The 19703-nt window shown below is 33.6% G+C and carries 18 protein-coding genes; 13 read left to right on the plus strand and 5 right to left on the minus strand.

Annotation, left to right across the window (positions count from 1 at the left end):
* Window positions 1-55 precede the first annotated feature (55 nt).
* Window positions 56-727, plus strand: coding sequence for a uracil-DNA glycosylase (locus LNP22_RS12575; protein WP_229973756.1), 672 nt, complete (start codon window positions 56-58; stop codon window positions 725-727).
* Window positions 728-841: 114 nt separating this feature from the next.
* On the opposite strand, the gene LNP22_RS12580 is transcribed toward LNP22_RS12575, so the two are convergent.
* From LNP22_RS12580 to porX, 5 genes are all read right to left on the minus strand, one after another.
* Complete coding sequence (locus LNP22_RS12580) at window positions 842-1216, minus strand: DUF4258 domain-containing protein (RefSeq protein WP_229973757.1); 375 nt, start codon at window positions 1214-1216, stop codon at window positions 842-844.
* A 35-nt stretch (window positions 1217-1251) separates the two neighbouring features.
* Window positions 1252-2451 (minus strand): alanine dehydrogenase, encoded by a 1200-nt coding sequence (locus LNP22_RS12585; protein WP_229973758.1) that lies wholly within the window; start codon window positions 2449-2451, stop codon window positions 1252-1254.
* 83 nt (window positions 2452-2534) lie between these two features.
* Window positions 2535-3008: a GNAT family N-acetyltransferase gene (locus LNP22_RS12590; protein ID WP_229973759.1), complete on the minus strand. Its 474-nt coding sequence runs from the start codon at window positions 3006-3008 to the stop codon at window positions 2535-2537.
* 13 nt (window positions 3009-3021) lie between these two features.
* Window positions 3022-3471, minus strand: a complete 450-nt coding sequence (gene tsaE, locus LNP22_RS12595; protein ID WP_319616415.1) for a tRNA (adenosine(37)-N6)-threonylcarbamoyltransferase complex ATPase subunit type 1 TsaE — start codon at window positions 3469-3471, stop codon at window positions 3022-3024.
* A gap of 107 nt (window positions 3472-3578) precedes the next feature.
* Window positions 3579-5132, minus strand: a complete 1554-nt coding sequence (porX, locus tag LNP22_RS12600; protein ID WP_229973761.1) for a T9SS response regulator signal transducer PorX — start codon at window positions 5130-5132, stop codon at window positions 3579-3581.
* Between the two features lie 223 nt (window positions 5133-5355).
* Between porX and LNP22_RS12605 the strand changes: the two genes are divergently transcribed.
* The 12 genes from LNP22_RS12605 (at window position 5356) to LNP22_RS12660 (ending at window position 19693) form a co-directional block, all read left to right on the plus strand.
* Window positions 5356-6585 carry an HD domain-containing protein gene (locus tag LNP22_RS12605; RefSeq protein WP_229973762.1) on the plus strand — a complete coding sequence of 410 codons (1230 nt, stop codon included), beginning with the start codon at window positions 5356-5358 and terminating at the stop codon, window positions 6583-6585.
* Between the two features lie 39 nt (window positions 6586-6624).
* Entirely contained in the window at window positions 6625-7668 is a 1044-nt protein-coding gene (gene lpxD / locus LNP22_RS12610; protein WP_229973763.1) for a UDP-3-O-(3-hydroxymyristoyl)glucosamine N-acyltransferase, read from the plus strand.
* Window positions 7661-9049 (plus strand): bifunctional UDP-3-O-[3-hydroxymyristoyl] N-acetylglucosamine deacetylase/3-hydroxyacyl-ACP dehydratase, encoded by a 1389-nt coding sequence (locus tag LNP22_RS12615; protein ID WP_229973764.1) that lies wholly within the window; start codon window positions 7661-7663, stop codon window positions 9047-9049. The genes lpxD and LNP22_RS12615 overlap by 8 nt, the downstream gene beginning before the upstream one ends.
* A 73-nt stretch (window positions 9050-9122) precedes the next feature.
* Window positions 9123-9908: an acyl-ACP--UDP-N-acetylglucosamine O-acyltransferase gene (gene lpxA / locus LNP22_RS12620; RefSeq protein ID WP_210667868.1), complete on the plus strand. Its 786-nt coding sequence runs from the start codon at window positions 9123-9125 to the stop codon at window positions 9906-9908.
* A 137-nt stretch (window positions 9909-10045) separates the two neighbouring features.
* Window positions 10046-10612 (plus strand): elongation factor P, encoded by a 567-nt coding sequence (gene efp, locus LNP22_RS12625; protein ID WP_026985157.1) that lies wholly within the window; start codon window positions 10046-10048, stop codon window positions 10610-10612.
* Window positions 10613-10727: 115 nt separating this feature from the next.
* Complete coding sequence (locus LNP22_RS12630; RefSeq protein ID WP_229973765.1) at window positions 10728-11657, plus strand: UDP-3-O-(3-hydroxymyristoyl)glucosamine N-acyltransferase; 930 nt, start codon at window positions 10728-10730, stop codon at window positions 11655-11657.
* 1 nt (window position 11658) lies between these two features.
* A complete protein-coding gene (locus LNP22_RS12635) occupies window positions 11659-12021 on the plus strand; it encodes a nuclear transport factor 2 family protein (RefSeq protein WP_229973766.1) in 363 nt (120 codons plus the stop codon).
* A gap of 75 nt (window positions 12022-12096) precedes the next feature.
* Entirely contained in the window at window positions 12097-12969 is an 873-nt protein-coding gene (sucD, locus tag LNP22_RS12640) for a succinate--CoA ligase subunit alpha (protein ID WP_065450100.1), read from the plus strand.
* 142 nt (window positions 12970-13111) lie between these two features.
* Complete coding sequence (locus LNP22_RS12645) at window positions 13112-13537, plus strand: hypothetical protein (RefSeq protein ID WP_229973767.1); 426 nt, start codon at window positions 13112-13114, stop codon at window positions 13535-13537.
* Between the two features lie 384 nt (window positions 13538-13921).
* Window positions 13922-14539 carry an RNA polymerase sigma factor gene (locus tag LNP22_RS12650; protein ID WP_229973768.1) on the plus strand — a complete coding sequence of 206 codons (618 nt, stop codon included), beginning with the start codon at window positions 13922-13924 and terminating at the stop codon, window positions 14537-14539.
* 81 nt (window positions 14540-14620) lie between these two features.
* Window positions 14621-15736, plus strand: coding sequence for a FecR family protein (locus LNP22_RS12655; protein ID WP_229973769.1), 1116 nt, complete (start codon window positions 14621-14623; stop codon window positions 15734-15736).
* A 228-nt stretch (window positions 15737-15964) separates the two neighbouring features.
* A complete protein-coding gene (locus LNP22_RS12660) occupies window positions 15965-19693 on the plus strand; it encodes a SusC/RagA family TonB-linked outer membrane protein (RefSeq protein ID WP_229973770.1) in 3729 nt (1242 codons plus the stop codon).
* The last annotated feature ends 10 nt before the right edge of the window (window positions 19694-19703 follow it).

The following is a 19703-nucleotide window of genomic DNA, read 5'->3' on the forward strand; positions in this document are numbered from 1 at the left end:
TATTTATTGGTACTTTGAAAAAAACTTTGCGTAATTTGTAATAAATATTTTTTGCATGAAAATCAATCTCTCCACTGAGTGGCAAGCCGTTTTGGCAGATGAAATTAAAAAGCCTTATTTTAAGGATTTGATAGAAGTTTTAGACGAAGAATACCAAAAATATATTTGTTATCCTCCGGCTGAATTGATTTTCTCCGCCTTTCATAGTTGCTCTTTTGCAGATTTAAAGGTGGTTATTATTGGTCAGGATCCTTATCACGGCGAGGGTGAAGCCAATGGTTTGAGTTTTTCTGTAAATGATTCGGTCAAAATTCCTCCTTCCTTACGCAATATTTTCAGAGAATTAAACGACGATTTAGATTCGATTTTTATGCCTACTTCAGGAAATTTAGCAAAATGGGCCAAGCAAGGAGTGTTGCTTTTAAATGCTTCTTTAACCGTTCGAAAAGACAGTCCCAATAGTCATAAATACCTAAAATGGAATCTTTTTACAGATGCCGTCATTCAAATTATTTCTGACCAAAAAGAAAATGTTGTCTTTTTACTGTGGGGAAGTTTTGCTCAGAAAAAAGGAATGAAAATAGATCGTTCCAAACACTTTGTTTTAGAATGCGGTCATCCATCGCCCATGAGTGCTAATCAAGGAAAATGGTTCGGTAACAAACATTTTAGCCAAACAAATGCTTTCTTGGAATCAAAGGAAATTCAAAAGATCGAGTGGTTATAGAAGGGTTTCAATACTTGATTTGATATAAATTATTTTATTACAAAGCTAAAAAACAATTAAACTTGTTTATGTCATTTGCAGTTTGAAACCATTAATGGGTATAATTTTTAAAAATTATTTTTTGATGATTTCTTCTAAAACAGCTTTGTTTTCGTAGTTGATTACTTTCAAGATGATTTCTTGATTTTTGACTGTTTTTCCTTCAATAACGTACAATTTTCCTTTTTTGAAAACAATGTTACTTTGATCAAAATCTACATCACCGTATTGCAAGGTATTTTTTATATCGACAGTATCAATCCATTTTTCATTTAATGTCTGAATTGCTTTATCTGAATATTGAAACGGTTTTGTTCGCAAGGTATTTAGAACTCTAGCATTCGGAAAATAGTTGCAACGCGTGTCTTTACCACTAAAAACAAGGGCTACAAAAAAGCATCCCATAATCAAACCAATTAAATAATAAGCAAAACGATGTACGAACTTCATGAAGATTTTTTTTGCAAAGGTAAGCTAAAGTTCGCTTAAAAAACAAGTAAATTAATATCGTTGTCAGGTAAATCAAACCACTCGCCAATCGCTTTATTGGTTAAAATTCCGTGATACAGATAAATTCCGTTTTTCAAACCTTTATTGCATCTTATTGCGCTCTCCAGACCACCATCTTCAGCTATTTGCAACAAATATGGTGTTATGATGTTGCTGATCGAAAGCGAGGCAGTTTTAGAATATCTTGACGGAATATTTGGAACACAATAGTGGAGTACATTACTTTTTATAAAAGTCGGTTTTTCGTGTGTAGTTACTTCAGAACTTTCAAAACAACCGCCAGTATCAATACTTACATCGACAATTACGGCTCCTTTTTTCATATGTTCTAACATAGTTTCGGTCACAACAATCGGGCAACGTTCTTTGCCGCGCATCGCACCAATAGCGACATCACAACGTCTTAACGCTTTTAATAATGCTTTTTGCTGAATGGTAGAAGTAAAGATTCTTTGACTTAAATTATTTTGTAAACGGCGTAGTTTGGTAATCGAATTATCAAAGACTTTTACGTTTGCACCCAAACCAATTGCAGTTTTGGCAGCAAATTCGCCCACCGTTCCTGCTCCCAAAATAACCACTTCTGTAGGAGGGACACCCGTAATATTTCCGAATAAAAGTCCTTTACCAAATTCATCGGTAATCATGAGTTCGGCTGCGATCAAGATAGAAGCTGTTCCTGCTATTTCGCTCAGCGATTTTACCGCTGGGTACGAGCCATCTTCGTCTTTAATATATTCAAAAGCAAGTGCTGTAATCTTTTTTTGCGCTAAAGCTTCAAAATAGGCTTTCTTTTTTGTCTTTAATTGAATAGCAGAAATGATAATTGTTTCAGGATTTATCATCTCGATTTCTGCCAAAGTTGGTGGTTCTACCTTTAAAAGCATCGGACAACCAAAGACTTTTTTAGTATCATTTGTAACTTCTGCCCCCGCATCACTATATTCTTTATCAGAATAACTAGAACATTCTCCGGCTCCAGCTTCAATCATCACGCGGTGCCCTTCATAGGTTAAAGAATTAACGGCATCCGGAGTCAGGCAAATACGGCGTTCCTGATAACTTGTTTCTTTAGGAATTCCTATAAAAAGTTCTCTTTTAAATCGGCCCACTTCAAGTTTTTCTTCCTGTGGCAACAATTGTTGTTTCGTAAATGGCGTTAAGGTTATTGACATGGGTTGTGCAAAAAATTAAGAGTACAAATTACGTAAAAAGTTTTAAAATTAGTGCAAAAATTCTGCTAATACTGCTTTAAAAATCAAGATATTATTTTTTCCATTTTAATGTCGGCTCTTTCATATGTTTTTCCTTCCAGAGGAGTCTCAATAAAACCAAATTTTCGATACAGATGAATTGCGGGAAGTAATTTTGTATTGGAATATAAAATTACCTTTTTGATGCCACTTTCTTCGGCTACAGCAAGGCAATGAACGAGCAGTTTATTACCAATTCCGAGACCCTGTGCCTTATCCGAAACAGCCATTTTACTCAATTCGAAAGTATCGGTATCTATTTTCATTAAAGAAGCAGTTCCAATGATTTCATTGTTATATTTTGCATAAAAAATCATTCCGCCTTTGTCAATAATTTCTTCCTGCGGATTTGAAAGTACCAATTCGTCTTTTTCTTCAACTCTAAAATATTTAATAAGCCAAGCTAAATTTAGAATTTTAATATGTTCTTTTAAATCGGCTGAAAAAGGGATGATTTCGACTGTGTTTTGGGGATTCATTTTAAAAAATATTTTAAACAAATTTCAATTCTCTTTTACCATCGGCCATTAATTCAATATTGATTACAGAGTGCTCTTCAGGAATCAAGCTTGCAATTTTTTCGGACCATTCTATAAAACACCAATTTCCAGAGTACAGATAATCATCAACTCCCATGTCTAGTGCTTCGGTTTCTTTGTTTAAGCGGTAAAAATCGAAATGATAAACAATTTGATTGTTGTTTGCATTATACTCGTTTACCAACGAAAAGGTAGGGCTACTTGTAGCATCCTGAACGCCTAAAGTTTTGCACAATTGTTTGATGAGTGTCGTTTTTCCAACGCCCATCTCTCCGTTAAAAAGAATGATTTTTTTTGGATTTGAAGCCAAAATTTGTTCCGCTACTTCCTGAATTTGATCTAATGAAAAAACGATATTCATTTTATGTTTATTTAGTACGATTGTCTTCCGCGAATGCGAAATTATTTTTGCCACGAATTTCAATAATTTTCCTGAATTAAAGTCTAATTTTCTATTAGAATATTAAAAATAAATTAATGTAAATTCTCAAAATTCGTAGCAATAGGTTTTTATTTTGGATTAAATACCAAAAAAGGAATTATCATTTCTTCTAATGAAATTCCACCATGTTGGTACGTGTTTTTGTAATAACTCACATAATGATTGTAGTTGTTGACGTAGGCCAAAAACAAATCATTTTTGGCAAAAATAAACGAACTACTCATGTTTATAGACGGTAGACCAATTTTTTTTGGGTCTTTTACCATGTATACGTCTTTTTGTTCGTACGTAAGACTTCGGCCCGTTTTGTAGCGCAAATTGAGACTTGTATTTTTATCTCCAACCACTTTTGATGGATTTTTTACATTGATCGTCCCATGATCGGTTGTCAATATTAATTTGAAGCCCAAAAGTTGTGCTTGTTGTATAATTTCTAATAAAGGCGAATTTTTAAACCAACTCAAAGTCAGAGATCGATACGCTTTGTCGTCTGAGGCAAGCTCTTTTACAACATCCATTTCGGTTTTGGCATGCGATAACATATCCACAAAATTATATACAACCGTTACTAAATCGTTGCTTTTTAAGGCTTTGAAGTTTTCTGCCAACTTCTTTCCACCGGCATAATTGGTGATTTTAAAATAATCTTCTTTGATGTTTAAGCCTAAACGCTTTAATTGAGCTGATAAAAACTCAGCTTCGAACAGGTTTTTTCCACCATCTTCTACATCATTTTTCCAATATTGCGGAAACTGCTTTTCCATGTCCGAAGGCAATAAACCTGAGAAAATAGCATTTCTAGCGTATTGCGTTGCGGTTGGAAGTATAGAAAAGTACGGAATTTCTTTTTCTAATTTGTAGTAATTAGCAACCACAGTTTCAAAAGATTTCCATTGGTCGTAGCGCAAATTATCAATCACGACAAACAAAATGGGTTTGTCTTTCTTTTTAAGTTCTGGCACAACCAGTTCCTTAAATAAGTTGTGCGATTGAATAGGTTTATCGGCTTTTGGAGCAAACCAATCTTCGTAATTTCTTTCGATATATTTTCCGAATTGCGAGTTGGCTTCTACTTTTTGCGATTCAAGAATTTCGATCATGCCTTGATCGTTGATGTTTTCTAATTCTAATTCCCAAAAAATCAATTTTTTATACAATTCGACCCAATCTTCATAGGAATTGACCATCGCCATTTCCATCGAAATTTTTCTAAATTCTTTCTGATAGTCTAAAGTTGTTTTTTCTGAAATTAACCTCGAATGATCCAGATTTTTCTTCAAACTCAATAAAATTTGGTTTGGATTTACGGGTTTGATCAAATAATCTGCGATTTTAGAACCAATCGCTTCTTCCATAATATACTCTTCCTCACTTTTGGTAATCATGATCATGGGTATCGCCGATTTTTTTTCTTTCATTTCAGAAAGTGTTTCCAATCCGCTCATTCCGGGCATATTTTCATCCAAAAAGACAATATCAAAATTATCTTCGTCAAACATAGTAATAGCATCCAGACCGTTGTTACAAGTAGTTACAGCGTAATTTTTTTTTTCGAGAAACAATATATGTGGTTTCAAAAGATCGATTTCGTCATCGACCCAAAGTATTTTTATCTTATCCATAAACAACTTTAATTTTAATGCAATTTAAGGGTATAGAACTAAAAAAGTATTAAAAATAGTATAAATTTCAGTTTAATAAATTGCATTTTTATCCAAAACATATTTTGTAGGGATTCATGCGAAGAAATTGAAGCATTTTTGGGTGTTGTTTTTTAAATGCAAAACACAAAACAGTTAATCGTTATTTACTTATATTTGTTGACCTAAAAAAAACAGCCAAATAGTGACTCATATCAATAAGTTAAAAATATTCAATGACCCAATTTACGGTTTTATTTCTATTCCGAATGAGCTTATTTACGACCTAATTCAGCACCCGTACTTTCAGCGATTGCGACGTATTTCGCAAATGGGATTATCATATTTGGTATATCCAGGAGCCAATCACACCCGTTTTCATCATGCTTTGGGTTGCATGCATTTGATGCAAAAAGCTGTTGAGACACTACGTTTTAAAGGAATCGCTATTTCATCAGAAGAAGAAAATGCGTTGTATATCGCTATTTTGTTACACGATATTGGTCATGGGCCTTTCTCGCATGCGATGGAAAAAAGTATTGTAGAAGATGTGAATCACGAGGCAATTTCGTTGTTGTTTATGCATCAGTTAAACGAGGAATTTGATGGAAAATTGAGTTTGGCCATTCAGGTTTTTAAAGGAGAATATCACAGAAAATTCATGTTGCAGCTTATTTCAAGTCAGTTGGATATGGATCGAATGGATTATCTAAAACGCGATAGTTTTTATACCGGAGTTGCAGAAGGAAATGTCAATTCGGAGCGATTGATACAAATGATGAATGTTGTAGATGGGGTTTTGGTTATTGAAGAAAAAGGAATTTATTCTGTCGAAAAATTTCTGCTTTCGAGAAGACTGATGTATTGGCAGGCGTATTTGCATAAAACGAGTTTGGTGGCCGAATTAATTTTGATGAAAGTCTTAAAAAGAGCCAAAGAACTGACTTTAAAAGGGGTGAATTTGCCTTGCAGTGAGCCACTTAAATTTTTTATGCAAAACAAAATTACGCTCGAAGGTTTTGATGCCGAAAATCTGGATTTATTTTCTCAATTGGATGATTTTGACATTATAAGTGCCTTGAAAACCTGGCAAAAACAGGATGATTTTATTCTTTCGACGTTGAGTAAAATGATCATTAACAGAGATTTATTAAAAATAAAACTCAGCGCCGAGAAAATTCCGATGGAAGAATCACAATCTCTAAAAGAACAATTTGCGAGTGAGCATCATATTTCTCTAATTGAAGCAGGATATTTTATTTTTAGAGGAAAAATTAAAAATCAAGCCTACAGTAAAGAGGCAGAACCGATACGAATTTGGAAAAAAGACAAAACAATTGAAGATGTTGTGGAAGCCTCTGATCAGCTGAATTTGAAATCGTTATCTAAACTGGTTACAAAATATTACATCTGTTTCCCAAAACAACTTATCTAAAATTAACATTTAAAACCTATTTTTTATATTTTTGTCGGAATGAAATTTACAGCAGAACAAATAGCAGGAATTTTAGAAGGAGAGGTTATTGGTAATCCCAATGCAGAGGTTTCTCGACTTTCTAAAATCGAAGAAGGAGAGGAAGGATCTCTTACTTTCTTGGCAAACCCAAAATATATCAATCATATTTATACAACGAGAGCTTCGGTAACAATTGTTAATGATTCTTTTGTGCCTGAATCTGAAATCACCACTACTTTGATCAAAGTAGAGGATGCGTATGCGTCTTTTTCTAAGCTTTTAGAGTTTTACAATCAAGTAAAATTGAACAAAAACGGGATAGAATCGCAAGCTTTTATCACCGAAGGAGTTCAATATGGAGCAAATTTATACCTTGGAAGCTTCAGCTATGTGGGGCAAAACGTGGTTTTGGGAGATAATGTAAAGATTTACCCTAACAGTTTTATTGGTGATAATGTTGTTATTGGAGATAATGTATATATTTTTGCAGGCGCAAAAATATATTCTGAAACGATCATTGGCAACAATTGTACGATTCATTCAGGAGCAATTATAGGAGCAGATGGTTTTGGTTTTGTGCCAAATGAAGAAGGTGTTTACAGTAAGGTTCCTCAAATCGGTAACGTTGTAATTGAAGACAATGTAGATATTGGTGCCAATACCACTATAGATCGAGCAACTCTTGGTTCTACCATAATTAGAAAAGGAGTTAAATTAGACAATCAGATTCAGATTGCTCATAATGTAGAAATCGGAGAAAATACCGTAATAGCAGCGCAAACAGGCGTGGCTGGTTCTACAAAAATCGGCAAAAACTGTATGATTGGCGGACAAGTGGGTATCGCAGGACACTTAACAATAGGAAATAACGTTAGACTTCAAGCACAGGCCGGAGTAGCTCGAAATATTAAGGATGACGAAATTTTGCAAGGAAGTCCAGCGTTTAATTATAATGATTTTAGTAAATCGTATGTTCATTTTAAGAACTTTCCTAAAATTGTGTCTGAATTAGAAGAATTAAAGAAACAAATAATAAACCCAAAAAATGGAAATAATGGTTAAACAGAAGACCATCAAGAATGAAATTTCACTAACAGGAGTTGGATTACACACTGGAAAAGAAGTTACAATGACTTTTAAACCTGCTCCAATAAATAATGGTTTCACTTTTGTAAGAGTAGATTTGCAAGGTCAGCCTATTATTGAGGCTGATGCCAATTATGTTGTGAATACGCAAAGAGGCACAAATCTAGAAAAATTAGGTGTAAAAATTCAAACTCCAGAACACGTTCTTGCCGCATTAGTAGGTTGTGATTTGGATAATGTTATCATAGAATTAAATGCTTCAGAACTTCCTATTATGGATGGTTCTTCAAAGTATTTTGTTGAAGCAATAGAAAAAGCGGGTATCGAGGAGCAGGAAGCCAAACGTAATGTTTATGTGGTAAAAGAAGTGATTTCGTTTACTGATGAAACTACCGGAAGCGAGATTTTGGTGATGCCAAGCGATGATTATCAAGTGACTGCAATGGTTGATTTTGGTACTAAAGTTTTAGGTACACAAAATGCAACAATGAAAAGTATAGCCGATTTTAAATATGAAATTTCGAACTCTAGAACTTTTAGTTTCCTGCACGAATTAGAATCTTTACTTGAGCACGGATTAATTAAAGGAGGAGATTTAAACAACGCAATTGTCTATGTAGACAAAGAAATCTCTGAATCTACAATGGAAAACCTAAAAAAAGCTTTTGGAAAAGAGAAAATTTCGGTAAAACCAAATGGCGTTTTAGACAATCTTACTTTGCATTATCCAAACGAAGCGGCACGTCACAAATTGTTGGATGTTGTTGGTGATTTGGCGTTGATAGGAGTTAGAATTCAAGGAAAAATTATTGCTAATAAACCAGGTCATTTTGTAAATACGCAGTTTGCCAAAAAATTAGCAAAAATTATCAAAATAGAGCAAAGAAATCACGTTCCGGTTTATGATTTGAATCAGGAGCCTTTGATGGATATTCATAAAATTATGGCTGTTTTGCCTCACAGACCTCCATTTTTGTTAATTGATAGAATTATAGAAATGTCTGAAAGTCATGTGGTTGGAATGAAAAATGTTACCATGAATGAAAATTTCTTCGTAGGGCATTTTCCAGACGCACCGGTAATGCCAGGCGTTTTAATTGTAGAGGCAATGGCACAAACAGGAGGAATTTTGGTTTTAAGTACTGTTCCAGATCCAGAAAATTATTTGACTTATTTTATGAAAATTGATAATGTCAAATTCAAACATAAAGTTTTACCAGGTGACACCCTGATTTTCAAATGTGATTTGATTTCTCCTATTAGAAGAGGTATCTGTCACATGCAGGCAAATGCTTACGCAAACGGAAAATTAGTAGCCGAAGCTGAACTAATGGCTCAAATTGCAAAAAAACAATAATAAATAATCAATTTTATTGTTTAGGTTTGTTGCCCAAATTAGATTATTTTAATTTAAAATATAAAATATACAGATGAATCAACCATTAGCATATGTTCATCCCGGCGCCAAAATCGCCAAAAATGTTGTAATTGAGCCTTTTACAACAATTCACAATAATGTCGTTATTGGGGATGGTACTTGGATTGGTTCAAATGTAACCATCATGGAAGGTGCTCGTATTGGTAAAAATTGCAATATTTTTCCAGGCGCAGTAATTTCTGCAGTACCGCAAGATTTAAAATTTGGAGGAGAGGATTCTCTTGCTATTATTGGTGATAATTGTACTATCAGAGAATGTGTAACCATCAATAGAGGCACAGTTGCTTCTGGCCAGACAATTTTAGGAAACAATTGTTTGATCATGGCTTATGCACACATCGCTCACGATTGCGAGATTGGTAACAACGCGATTATCGTAAACGGAGTGGCTCTTGCGGGTCACGTTGTGGTAGGAAACCATGCTGTTATTGGAGGTTTGGCTGCTATTCACCAGTTTATTCATATCGGAGATCATGCTATGATTTCTGGGGGTTCTTTGGTTCGTAAAGATGTTCCGCCTTTTACAAAAGCAGCAAAAGAGCCTTTGTCTTATGTAGGGATCAATTCTGTTGGCCTTAGAAGAAGAGGTTTCAGTACAGAAAAAATCAGAGAAATTCAGGAAATATACAGGATTTTATACCAAAAAAATTATAATACAACACAAGCTTTAAGTATAATTGAAGCAGAAATGGAAGCCACTCCTGAGAGAGATGAGATTCTTGATTTTATCAGAAATTCATCAAGAGGAATTATGAAAGGTTATTCAGGGAATTATTAATTTTAGAGTTTAGATTTCTGATTTTAGATTTCTGAGCTGCAAAATTAAAATTCAAACAAAAATATTAAATATAAAAAATAATGAAGATTTGATTCTCAGAATCTAAAATCTACATTCTTAAATCTAAAATAAAAAAAATGGCATCTACATCAGATATTAGAAACGGATTGTGTATCAAATTCAATCACGATATTTATAAAATAGTCGAATTTCTTCACGTAAAACCTGGCAAAGGCCCCGCTTTCGTAAGAACAAAATTGAGAAGCTTAACGACAGGGAGAGTATTGGATAATACATTTTCTGCAGGACATAAAATTGATGATGTGCGTGTAGAGACGCATAATTACCAATTTTTATATGCTGAAGGAGATGAATTTCATTTTATGAATACAGAATCTTTTGAGCAAATTTCTTTGAATAAAAATATCCTAGATGCTCCAGGATTATTGAAGGAAGGAACAAGCGTAATGGTTCAGGTAAATACTGAAACTGATTTACCTTTGTCTGTAGATATGCCATCTTCTGTAATTCTTGAAGTTACGTATGCTGAGCCAGGAGTAAAAGGAAATACCGCCACAAATGCTACAAAATCTGCTACGGTAGAGACTGGTGCATCTGTAAACGTACCTTTGTTCATTAACGAAGGAGATAAAATTAAAATAGATACGGCTTCAGGTTCTTACATGGAGCGTGTAAAGGAGTAATTTTTAATTAGAAAATTTGTCAATGTGTCAATTAGATAATTGAAAAATATTTTCAAATTGACACATTTTCTAAATTGACACATTTTCTAATTGACAAATTTTCTAATTATAAAATATGAAATTTCCAAAAGTTCACTCTTTAGAAGAAATTGCAAATTTGCTTAATTGCGAATTTATAGGTGACAAAAACTTTGAGGTTTTCGGCATGAACGAAATTCATGTTGTAGAACCGGGAGACATTGTTTTTGTTGACCATCCTAAATATTACGACAAAGCCTTGCAATCTGCGGCAACTATTGTTTTGATTAACAAAAAAGTAGATTGTCCGGAAGGAAAAGCACTCTTAATTTCTGATGATCCTTTTAGAGATTTTAATACATTAACACGACACTTTAAACCTTTTCAAGCTACAAACGTTTCGATATCGATTTCGTTAACCGTAGGAGAGGGAACTGTTATACAGCCCAATTGTTTTATTGGGAATAATGTAACGATCGGTAAAAACTGTATCATTCACTCCAATGTTTCTATTTACGATCATACTGTAATTGGCGATAATGTTATTATTCATGCAGGAACTATCTTAGGAGCAGATGCTTTTTATTATAAAAAACGTCCAGATGGTTTTGATCAGCTGCTTTCGGGAGGAAGAGTTGTTATAGAAGATAATGTAGGTATTGGCGCGCTTTGCACCATTGATAAAGGAGTTACAGGTGATACTACTATCGGAGCAGGTACAAAGCTCGATAACCAAGTACATGTTGGTCACGATACTGTAATAGGAAAAAAATGTCTCATCGCTTCGCAAACGGGTATTGCGGGTTGCGTTATTATCGAAGATGAAGTAACTATTTGGGGACAAGTAGGTACCACTAGCGGTATCACGATAGGAGCGAAGGCTGTTATTATGGGACAAACAGGGGTTACAAAGTCAGTAGAAGGCGGAAAATCATATTTCGGAACTCCAATCGAAGAATCAAGAGAAAAGTTAAAACAATTGGCCAATATCAAGAAGATTCCTGAAATTCTAAATAAATTGAAATAATATGTCTATTAAAGAATTTGTTCAAAAATTTTACAAATCAGATGCCTTAATTGATAGCGAAATCATGAAGACATATCTGCATCCAGATGTAAAGCTAGAATGGAACAGTACCAAAGGTTTGATTGAGATGGATCATGATTCGATGTTGGAGATGGCCAATGAATTAAGTCGTGCTTATGTGCGTTCAAAAGTGCGCATTAGTCATATTTTAGCCGAGGATGACTTAGTTTCGATACGATATTCTCACTTTGTAAAAACGATTGAAAATCCAAGAGAAGAAATGTTATTGGCTCATTTTACTACAATTTGGCAGATAAAAGACGATAAATTTTATCGAGGTTATCAAATGAGTCAATTTTCTTAATTTTTTTTAAGGATAAAAAGTTTAAAATACGTTACTTTTGCATCACAATTTTAAAAACTACATAAAATATATATCATGAGTGTTTTAGTTAATAAAGATTCCAAAATAATTGTTCAAGGATTTACAGGAAGCGAAGGAACTTTCCACGCTTCTCAAATGATTGAGTACGGTACTAATGTTGTTGGTGGTGTTACTCCGGGAAAAGGAGGCACAAGCCACTTAGATCGTCCGGTTTTTAATACAGTAAAAGATGCTGTAGATCAAGCTGGAGCAGATACCTCTATCATTTTTGTTCCGCCGGCTTTTGCTGCTGATGCAATTATGGAAGCTGCTGATGCTGGAATCAAAGTAATTATTGCTATTACAGAAGGAATTCCTGTAGCAGATATGATTAAAGCAAATAATTATGTTAAAGAAAGAAATTCTAGATTAATCGGGCCAAACTGTCCAGGTGTTATTACTCCGGGTGAAGCTAAAGTTGGTATTATGCCAGGTTTCGTTTTCAAAAAAGGAACAGTAGGTATCGTTTCTAAATCTGGAACTTTAACTTATGAAGCTGCAGATCAGGTTGTAAAACAAGGTTTAGGAATCACTACTGCTATCGGTATTGGTGGAGACCCAATTATTGGAACTACAACAAAAGAGGCTGTAGAATTATTAATGAACGATCCAGAGACTGAAATCATCATCATGATTGGTGAAATTGGAGGTCAATTAGAAGCTGATGCTGCTAAATGGGTAAAAGCTGATGGTAACCGTAAACCAGTTGTTGGTTTTATCGCTGGAGAAACTGCTCCTGCTGGTAGAACAATGGGACACGCAGGTGCTATTGTTGGTGGTTCTGATGATACAGCTGCTGCTAAAAAACAAATTATGAGAGACAACGGAATCCATGTTGTTGATTCACCAGCTGAAATTGGTAAAAAAGTAAAAGAAATACTTGGATAATCTCCAGTATTGACAAGAATAAATTCCGAAAAAAGTCTCACTATTTTGTTGAGACTTTTTTACATTTTTAAAATGTTGGAAATATAAATAAAAACTTAGCAACTTAGATTCTCAAACTCTTAGAAGCTTAAAAAAAAGAAATATGTACAAAGAATTAGAAAAGTTTAAAGTAAGTAATAGTTTTACTTTTACGATTGAAGATAGTTTAGAACAAGCTTGTAATGCTCCGGAAGGCGCAGGTGTATTTGTAGTTTATGCTGTTGAAGGTGATACAAAAGAATTAATTATGGTTGCTTCTACAGGAACTGTTCAAAATGATGGAACTTTAAAAAGTAAAAACGGTGGTTTATACGATAAAATCGTAAACGGTCATCAATTTGCAAAAACAGGAAGAAAATATTCTTGGCCTGCGCAAATGAAATTAGAGAATATTACAGCTCTGGAAGTAATCTGGTTCGAAACGTTTAATGCAGATGTAAAAGCGATTCCAACTTCAGTAGAAGGACAAATATTACAGAATTTCTTAGGTGAAAATTCAAAATTACCAAGATGGAATGTAGCTTTCTAAGCGTTATTTTCTAATAAAACCCTTCAAAAGCCTTGCTGTTCTTTAGTAAGGCTTTTTTTTTGGATTATATCTGAGAAATATTATAATTAAAGATATTGTTTCTTTTTTGTAAATAAATTGGTTTTAAATATTTGCTTTTTATATATTTATCGCACAGAATAGAATTATAATGTTAAAAATCTAATTCTTTACCAGTAGTACTGCTCTTTTATTTGTGTTTTCTGTTGTAATAAACGCATTTTATTGAGAAGTAAATATTTCAACCTAACAAATTCATTTGAAGCAATTGAGTACTTTATTGTTAAGATTTTAAGATTGGTAATTCAGCATTATAAAAACAAATATTTTGAGGCATTTAGATTAAATTATCATTCAAGCAAGATTATGGAAAGGCAGATTTTAAAAAAAATAGCATTTGACGATAATACCCTTTGGACTAATTTGAAAGCAGGTGATGAAAAGTCCTTTTCATTGCTTTTTCAAAGATATTATACAAATTTAATAAGTTACGGAAATTCACTTTCTCCCTTACAAGAAAAGGTTCAGGATTGTGTTCAGGATGTTTTTACCGACATCTGGGTTTATCGTGAATCATTACAGGATTCAGTAGTAGTAAAGGCTTATTTATTGGCGAGTGTTAGAAAAAGAATCGCACGTTTATTCGAAAGAGATCATATTTTTCGTAAAGCAACTTCTACTGATTCTATAGAATTTTTGTTTGATTTTTCTGTAGAACATACACTGATCGATGATGAGATAACCGCAGAACGTGTTTTACAATTGAATAAATCATTAAATGACTTGCCTCCACGTCAAAAAGAAGCTTTGTACTTGCGTTATCACCAAGGCTTATCTGTAGAACAAATTGCAGAGCTGCTAAATCTTAATTATCAGTCTGCAAATAACCTTTTGCACCGTGGTTTGTTGAGTCTTCGTAAAGAATTTAAGGGTAATTTGGCATCTATTATAGTACTGTTTTCGGGGGGTTTGCAATTTTCTTAAAAAAAACTTAAAAATAATCACAAATAAGTGAGTATATAATAAAGAAGCTGTCCTCTATGTTTTTGTAACCTTTATGTAAAAATGCAAAAACGTAATAATTATAGCGAAGTAGAAGATTTTTTGGCGGATGATTCCTTCCAGTTATGGGTATTGTCTAGAATAGATGATCAAGGCTGGGAAGAATGGACATTAGAGAATCAAAAGCGCGCTCAGTTGGTAGAGAACGCAAGACTTTTATTGTTGGCAATGAAAGTGGCAGACTCAAATGTACCGCAATCTGAAATACAATCTGCATTAGAAGCAACTTGGAGAAAAATTGAGGAAAAAGAAAATTTTTCTAAACAACATATCAAATCCAAAATAATGTTTTTGCAAAGACACTGGCTAGCTGCTGTGGCTGCTGCATTGTTTTTTGCTTTTTTTTCGATTTGGTTTTATAATAGTAACATTGTTACAACTCATACCGTTGTTACCTACAACGAGCTTATTGAAGGAAATAATGAAGGTTTAGTAGAGCAGACCAATAACTCAGATAAATCTCAAATTATCACTTTATCAGACGGAAGTTCTGTTTTGTTGCAACCCCATAGTAAATTAAGTTATCCTAAAATCTTTACCGGAAACGAAAGAAAAGTGTATTTATCCGGCGAAGGTTTCTTTGAAATTAGTAAAAATCCTAAAAAACCATTTTTTGTTTACGCAAACGAAATTGTAACACGAGTTGTAGGAACTAGTTTTAGAATTAAAGCGTTTCCAGATCAGCAAAATGTTGAAGTTCTTGTTCGCACCGGTAAAGTTAGGGTAAAATCGAATGAACTTATCTCGAGATCGACTTCAGATGAAGTCGTGTTGCTTCCTAATCAGGCACTGCGGTTCATTCGTAAAGATTTAACTTTTAATAAAATAACTAATATTACTCAAGATGAAATTTTAGTTCGCAGTGTTGGCAACATTGAGCAGCTTAGTTTTGAATTTACAGATATTCCTGTAGCACAAATATTCGAGACCATAGAGCAGGCATATTTAATTAATATTGACTACCCCAAAGACAAATTAAAAGATTGCCATTTAACCACTTCCCTTAGCGATCAGCCTCTTTCGGAAAAACTAAGAATTATTTGCAAGAGTATTGGCAATGAAACCAGTTTTGAGATGAATGGAAATCAAATAATTATTACATCTGAAGGCTGTAATTAGCTATAAAATAAGGAATAACAGAGGATAGCCGGGCTATATCTTAAAAATAAACCAAACAGTAACCAACCAAACATTTAAAGCCTATGTAAAGAATAAAATGAACAAAAAAAGTGCCGAAATGCTGTAACATTTTCGACACTTCATACAATTAAATCACTCTCTGTAAAGAGTGTTTATTATGTTTCTTAAAATACACTCGAACAGTATTAATCAAAACAAACCAAAATTATGAAAAAACCAGTTGTTAAACAACGATTACTCCATCGAATTATGAAAATAACACTATTTCAGTTCGCCTTAGCGCTTGTATTTTCAAGTGTTACTATGGCAAACAGTGTAAATGGGCAGAAGAAATTAGATACAAAAGTTACAATCGCTGTTGAAAATTTATCTTTGAGTAACGCTTTGTCTAAACTTGAAAAATCTGCAAAGGTTAGATTTTCGTACAATTCCCGATTATCGCAGCTTAACCAAAAAGTGACTATTGAGGCTAATGATGAATCATTGTCGAGTATTCTTATGCGTGTTTTACAGCCCTTTAATATTACTTTTTCTGAAGTAAGTAATCAAATCGTGCTACAAAAGAATACTAAACTTGATGGTTTTACAAGTTTCGAAAACCATAACTCTTTATTTGAGACCTTAGTTGTAGGACCAATTATAAAAGGTAAAGTGACAGATGCAAGCGGAAGCCCTTTGCCAGGTGCAACAGTATTGGCAAAAGGAACAAAAATGGCTGTATTAACGGATTTTGACGGAAATTTTTCTATCGAAATGCCTGCAAACAGCGATAGATTGGTAATTTCTTATGTAGGAATGGAATCTAAAGAAATCGGTATTGGAAATACATCTCCAACTATCGTTTTAACAGAAGAAGGACAAAACTTAAAAGAAGTTGTAGTAACTACGGGTTACGAAAAAACATCAAAAAGAACATTTACAGGTGCTATCAGCAAAATTTCTGGCTCAGAACTTAAAGTGGATGGAGTAGTAGATATTAGTAGAATGATTGAAGGAAAAGCAGCAGGGGTTACCGTTCAAAATATAACGGGAACTTTTGGAACGGCTCCAAAAATCACGGTTCGTGGATCTTCTTCTATCTTTGGAGATACAAAACCATTATGGGTTATTGATGGTGTTGTACAAGAAGATATCATCAACATTTCATTTGCTGATTTGGCTTCAGGTAACTCAGAGACTTTATTAAGTTCTTCTGTTGCTGGATTAAATTCAAACGATATTCAAAGTATCGAAATTCTTAAAGATGCATCGGCAACTTCTATTTATGGTTCACGATCATTAAATGGTGTTGTAGTTGTAACCACCAAACAAGGCCGTAGAGATTCTCCTCTAAAAGTTACTTATAGTGTAGAAAACACAGTAAGAACAGTGCCAAGTTATACACAGTATGATATTTTAAATTCTCAAGAATCAATGAGTATTTTAAAAGAAATGGAACAAAAAGGCTTTCTTGATGTACCATCAACTCTTCAAGGACGATATGGTGGAGTTTACAACATTTTGAGTAAAGCAATCAATACTTATGTTCCAGAAACAGACAGTTATTTGGTAAATAATGATCCAGTTAGTAGAAATAATTTTTTAAGAAAGTACGAATTGGCTAATACAGATTGGTTTAAGGTTTTATTTAGACCCTCTATGACACAAAATCATTCATTGAGTTTTTCGGGTGGTGGAAAAAATAATACTTTTTATGCCTCTTTAGGATATTATACCGATCCGGGATGGACTATTGCTGACAACGTAAAACAATTATCATCAAACATAAAAGGAACTTTTTATGTAAATGATAAATTGAATATTACTTTATCTACTTTAGCGTCTGTAAGAGATCAAGGAGCTCCGGGAAGTTATGAAAGTCAACAAGATGTTGTGTTTGGAAATGTAACTAGAGATTTTGATATCAACCCATTCAATTACGTGTTAAGTACCAGTAGAACATTAAGACCTTATGACGAAAATGGTAATTTAGAATACTACAGAAACAACTGGGCTCCGATGAACATTATTAATGAATTACAAAATAATGTTTTAGAAATTAAAGTAAAAGATATTCGTTTTCAAATGGATTTAGATTATAAAATCAATAAACATTTAACGTATAATCTAACGGGATCTGCGCGTTATGCTAATACTTCAAGAGAGCATAAAATTTATGAAAACTCTAATGTAGTAGGAGCTTATAAAGCAGGTACAGAATATGGTGTAGAGGGAGTAAATACCACTGTTAGAAATGCAAATATCTTTTTGTACAAAGATCCTGAAGATCTAACTGCTCAGCCAATTTCAGTATTACCTAACGGAGGATTTTTAAGAAAATTTACAAACGAATTGACTTCTTATAATATTAGAAATAGTGTTAATTACAGAAATACTTTCAATGATAAACACGAGGTAGAAGGCTTCTTTGGTACAGAATTACGTTCTTTAGACAGAAATAGCGATAACTTTACTGCTGCTGGAATTCAGTATGATAGAGGACTTACAGCATTTACGGATCCTAAAATTATTGAAAAAATTATCAACGAAGGAAATTCATATTTTGCTTTTAATGCAGAAAGAGAAAGAACTGTTGGTTTCTTTGGAAAAGTAGGATATACGTATGATCGCCGTTATACAGGATCTATTACAGGTCGTTATGATGGATCAAACAGACAAGGAAATAGTGGATCAGGCAGATGGTTGCCGACTTATACTTTTAGTGGTAAATGGAATGTTACCGAAGAGCAATTTATGAAAAATGTTGAGTCTATAAACAATTTAGCATTAAGAGGTTCTTATGGATTAACAGCTACTGCGGGACCTGCTACAAATTCATTAGCGATTTACAAAAGCTTTATTACAGATCGTTTAGGTATTTCCGACAGAGAAACAGGTATAGATATTGATCAATTGCAAAATGGTGATCTTACTTGGGAAAAGCAATTTGAAACGAATATTGGTCTGGATTTAGGCATGTTTAATAATAGAGTACAATTTACAACAGACGTTTACAGCCGTAAAGCCTTTGATTTGGTTGATTATGTAGTGACTTCTGGAATTGGAGGACAAAAAATCAAACAAGGAAATAATGCTAATATGGAGACTAAAGGTCTTGAAGTTGGTTTTACAACTCAAAACGTTGTAACAAATAACTTTAAATGGTCTAGTACACTTAATTTTTCGGTTTTTAACCAAGAAATTACAAAATTAGAGAATCAGCCTTCAGCATTTGATTTGGTTGATGGTAACGGTGGAAACGCTATTGGTCATCCGAGAAATTCAATTTATTCTTATCAGTTTACAGGTTTGAATAATCAAGGTTTACCAACTTTTATAATGCAAAATGGTGAAACAGATAATGTTACAGGAGCTAATTTTCAAGATACAGAAAAAGTTACCGATTATTTAAAATACGAAGGATCTATCGAGCCAAATAAATCGATTGGTTTAGCAAATACCTTTACTTACAAGAGCTGGTCTTTATACGTATTTGTAGTAGGATCAGGTGGAAATAAAGTGCGTTTAAATCCTGCTTACAGTAGTCAATATGATGATTTAACAGTATTTACAAAAGATTTTACAAACCGTTGGATTAACCCGGGAGATGAAGAATTTACTGATGTTCCTGTTATTGCTGACAAAAGATTACTAACAAATTATGGTGGTGCAAATACATTAGGACGTGCATATAACACATACAATTTCTCAGATGTAAGAATTGCAGATGGAGATTTCGTAAGATTGAAAAATGTATCTTTAAGCTGGGAGTTTCCAAATGATTTTAAGAAAAAAATTGGGGTAAGTAACTTTACATTAAAAGGTTCTGCAGTTAATCCGTGGTTAATTTATTCTGATAAAAAACTAAACGGTCAAGATCCTGAGTTCCGTAATACGGGTGGTGTTGCTTTTCCAATTACAACACAATACAGTTTTTCTATAAATCTTTCATTCTAATAGTCGTTGA

Origin of the sequence: Flavobacterium flavipigmentatum (assembly GCF_020911905.1) — a bacterium.
Lineage (GTDB): Bacteria > Bacteroidota > Bacteroidia > Flavobacteriales > Flavobacteriaceae > Flavobacterium > Flavobacterium flavipigmentatum.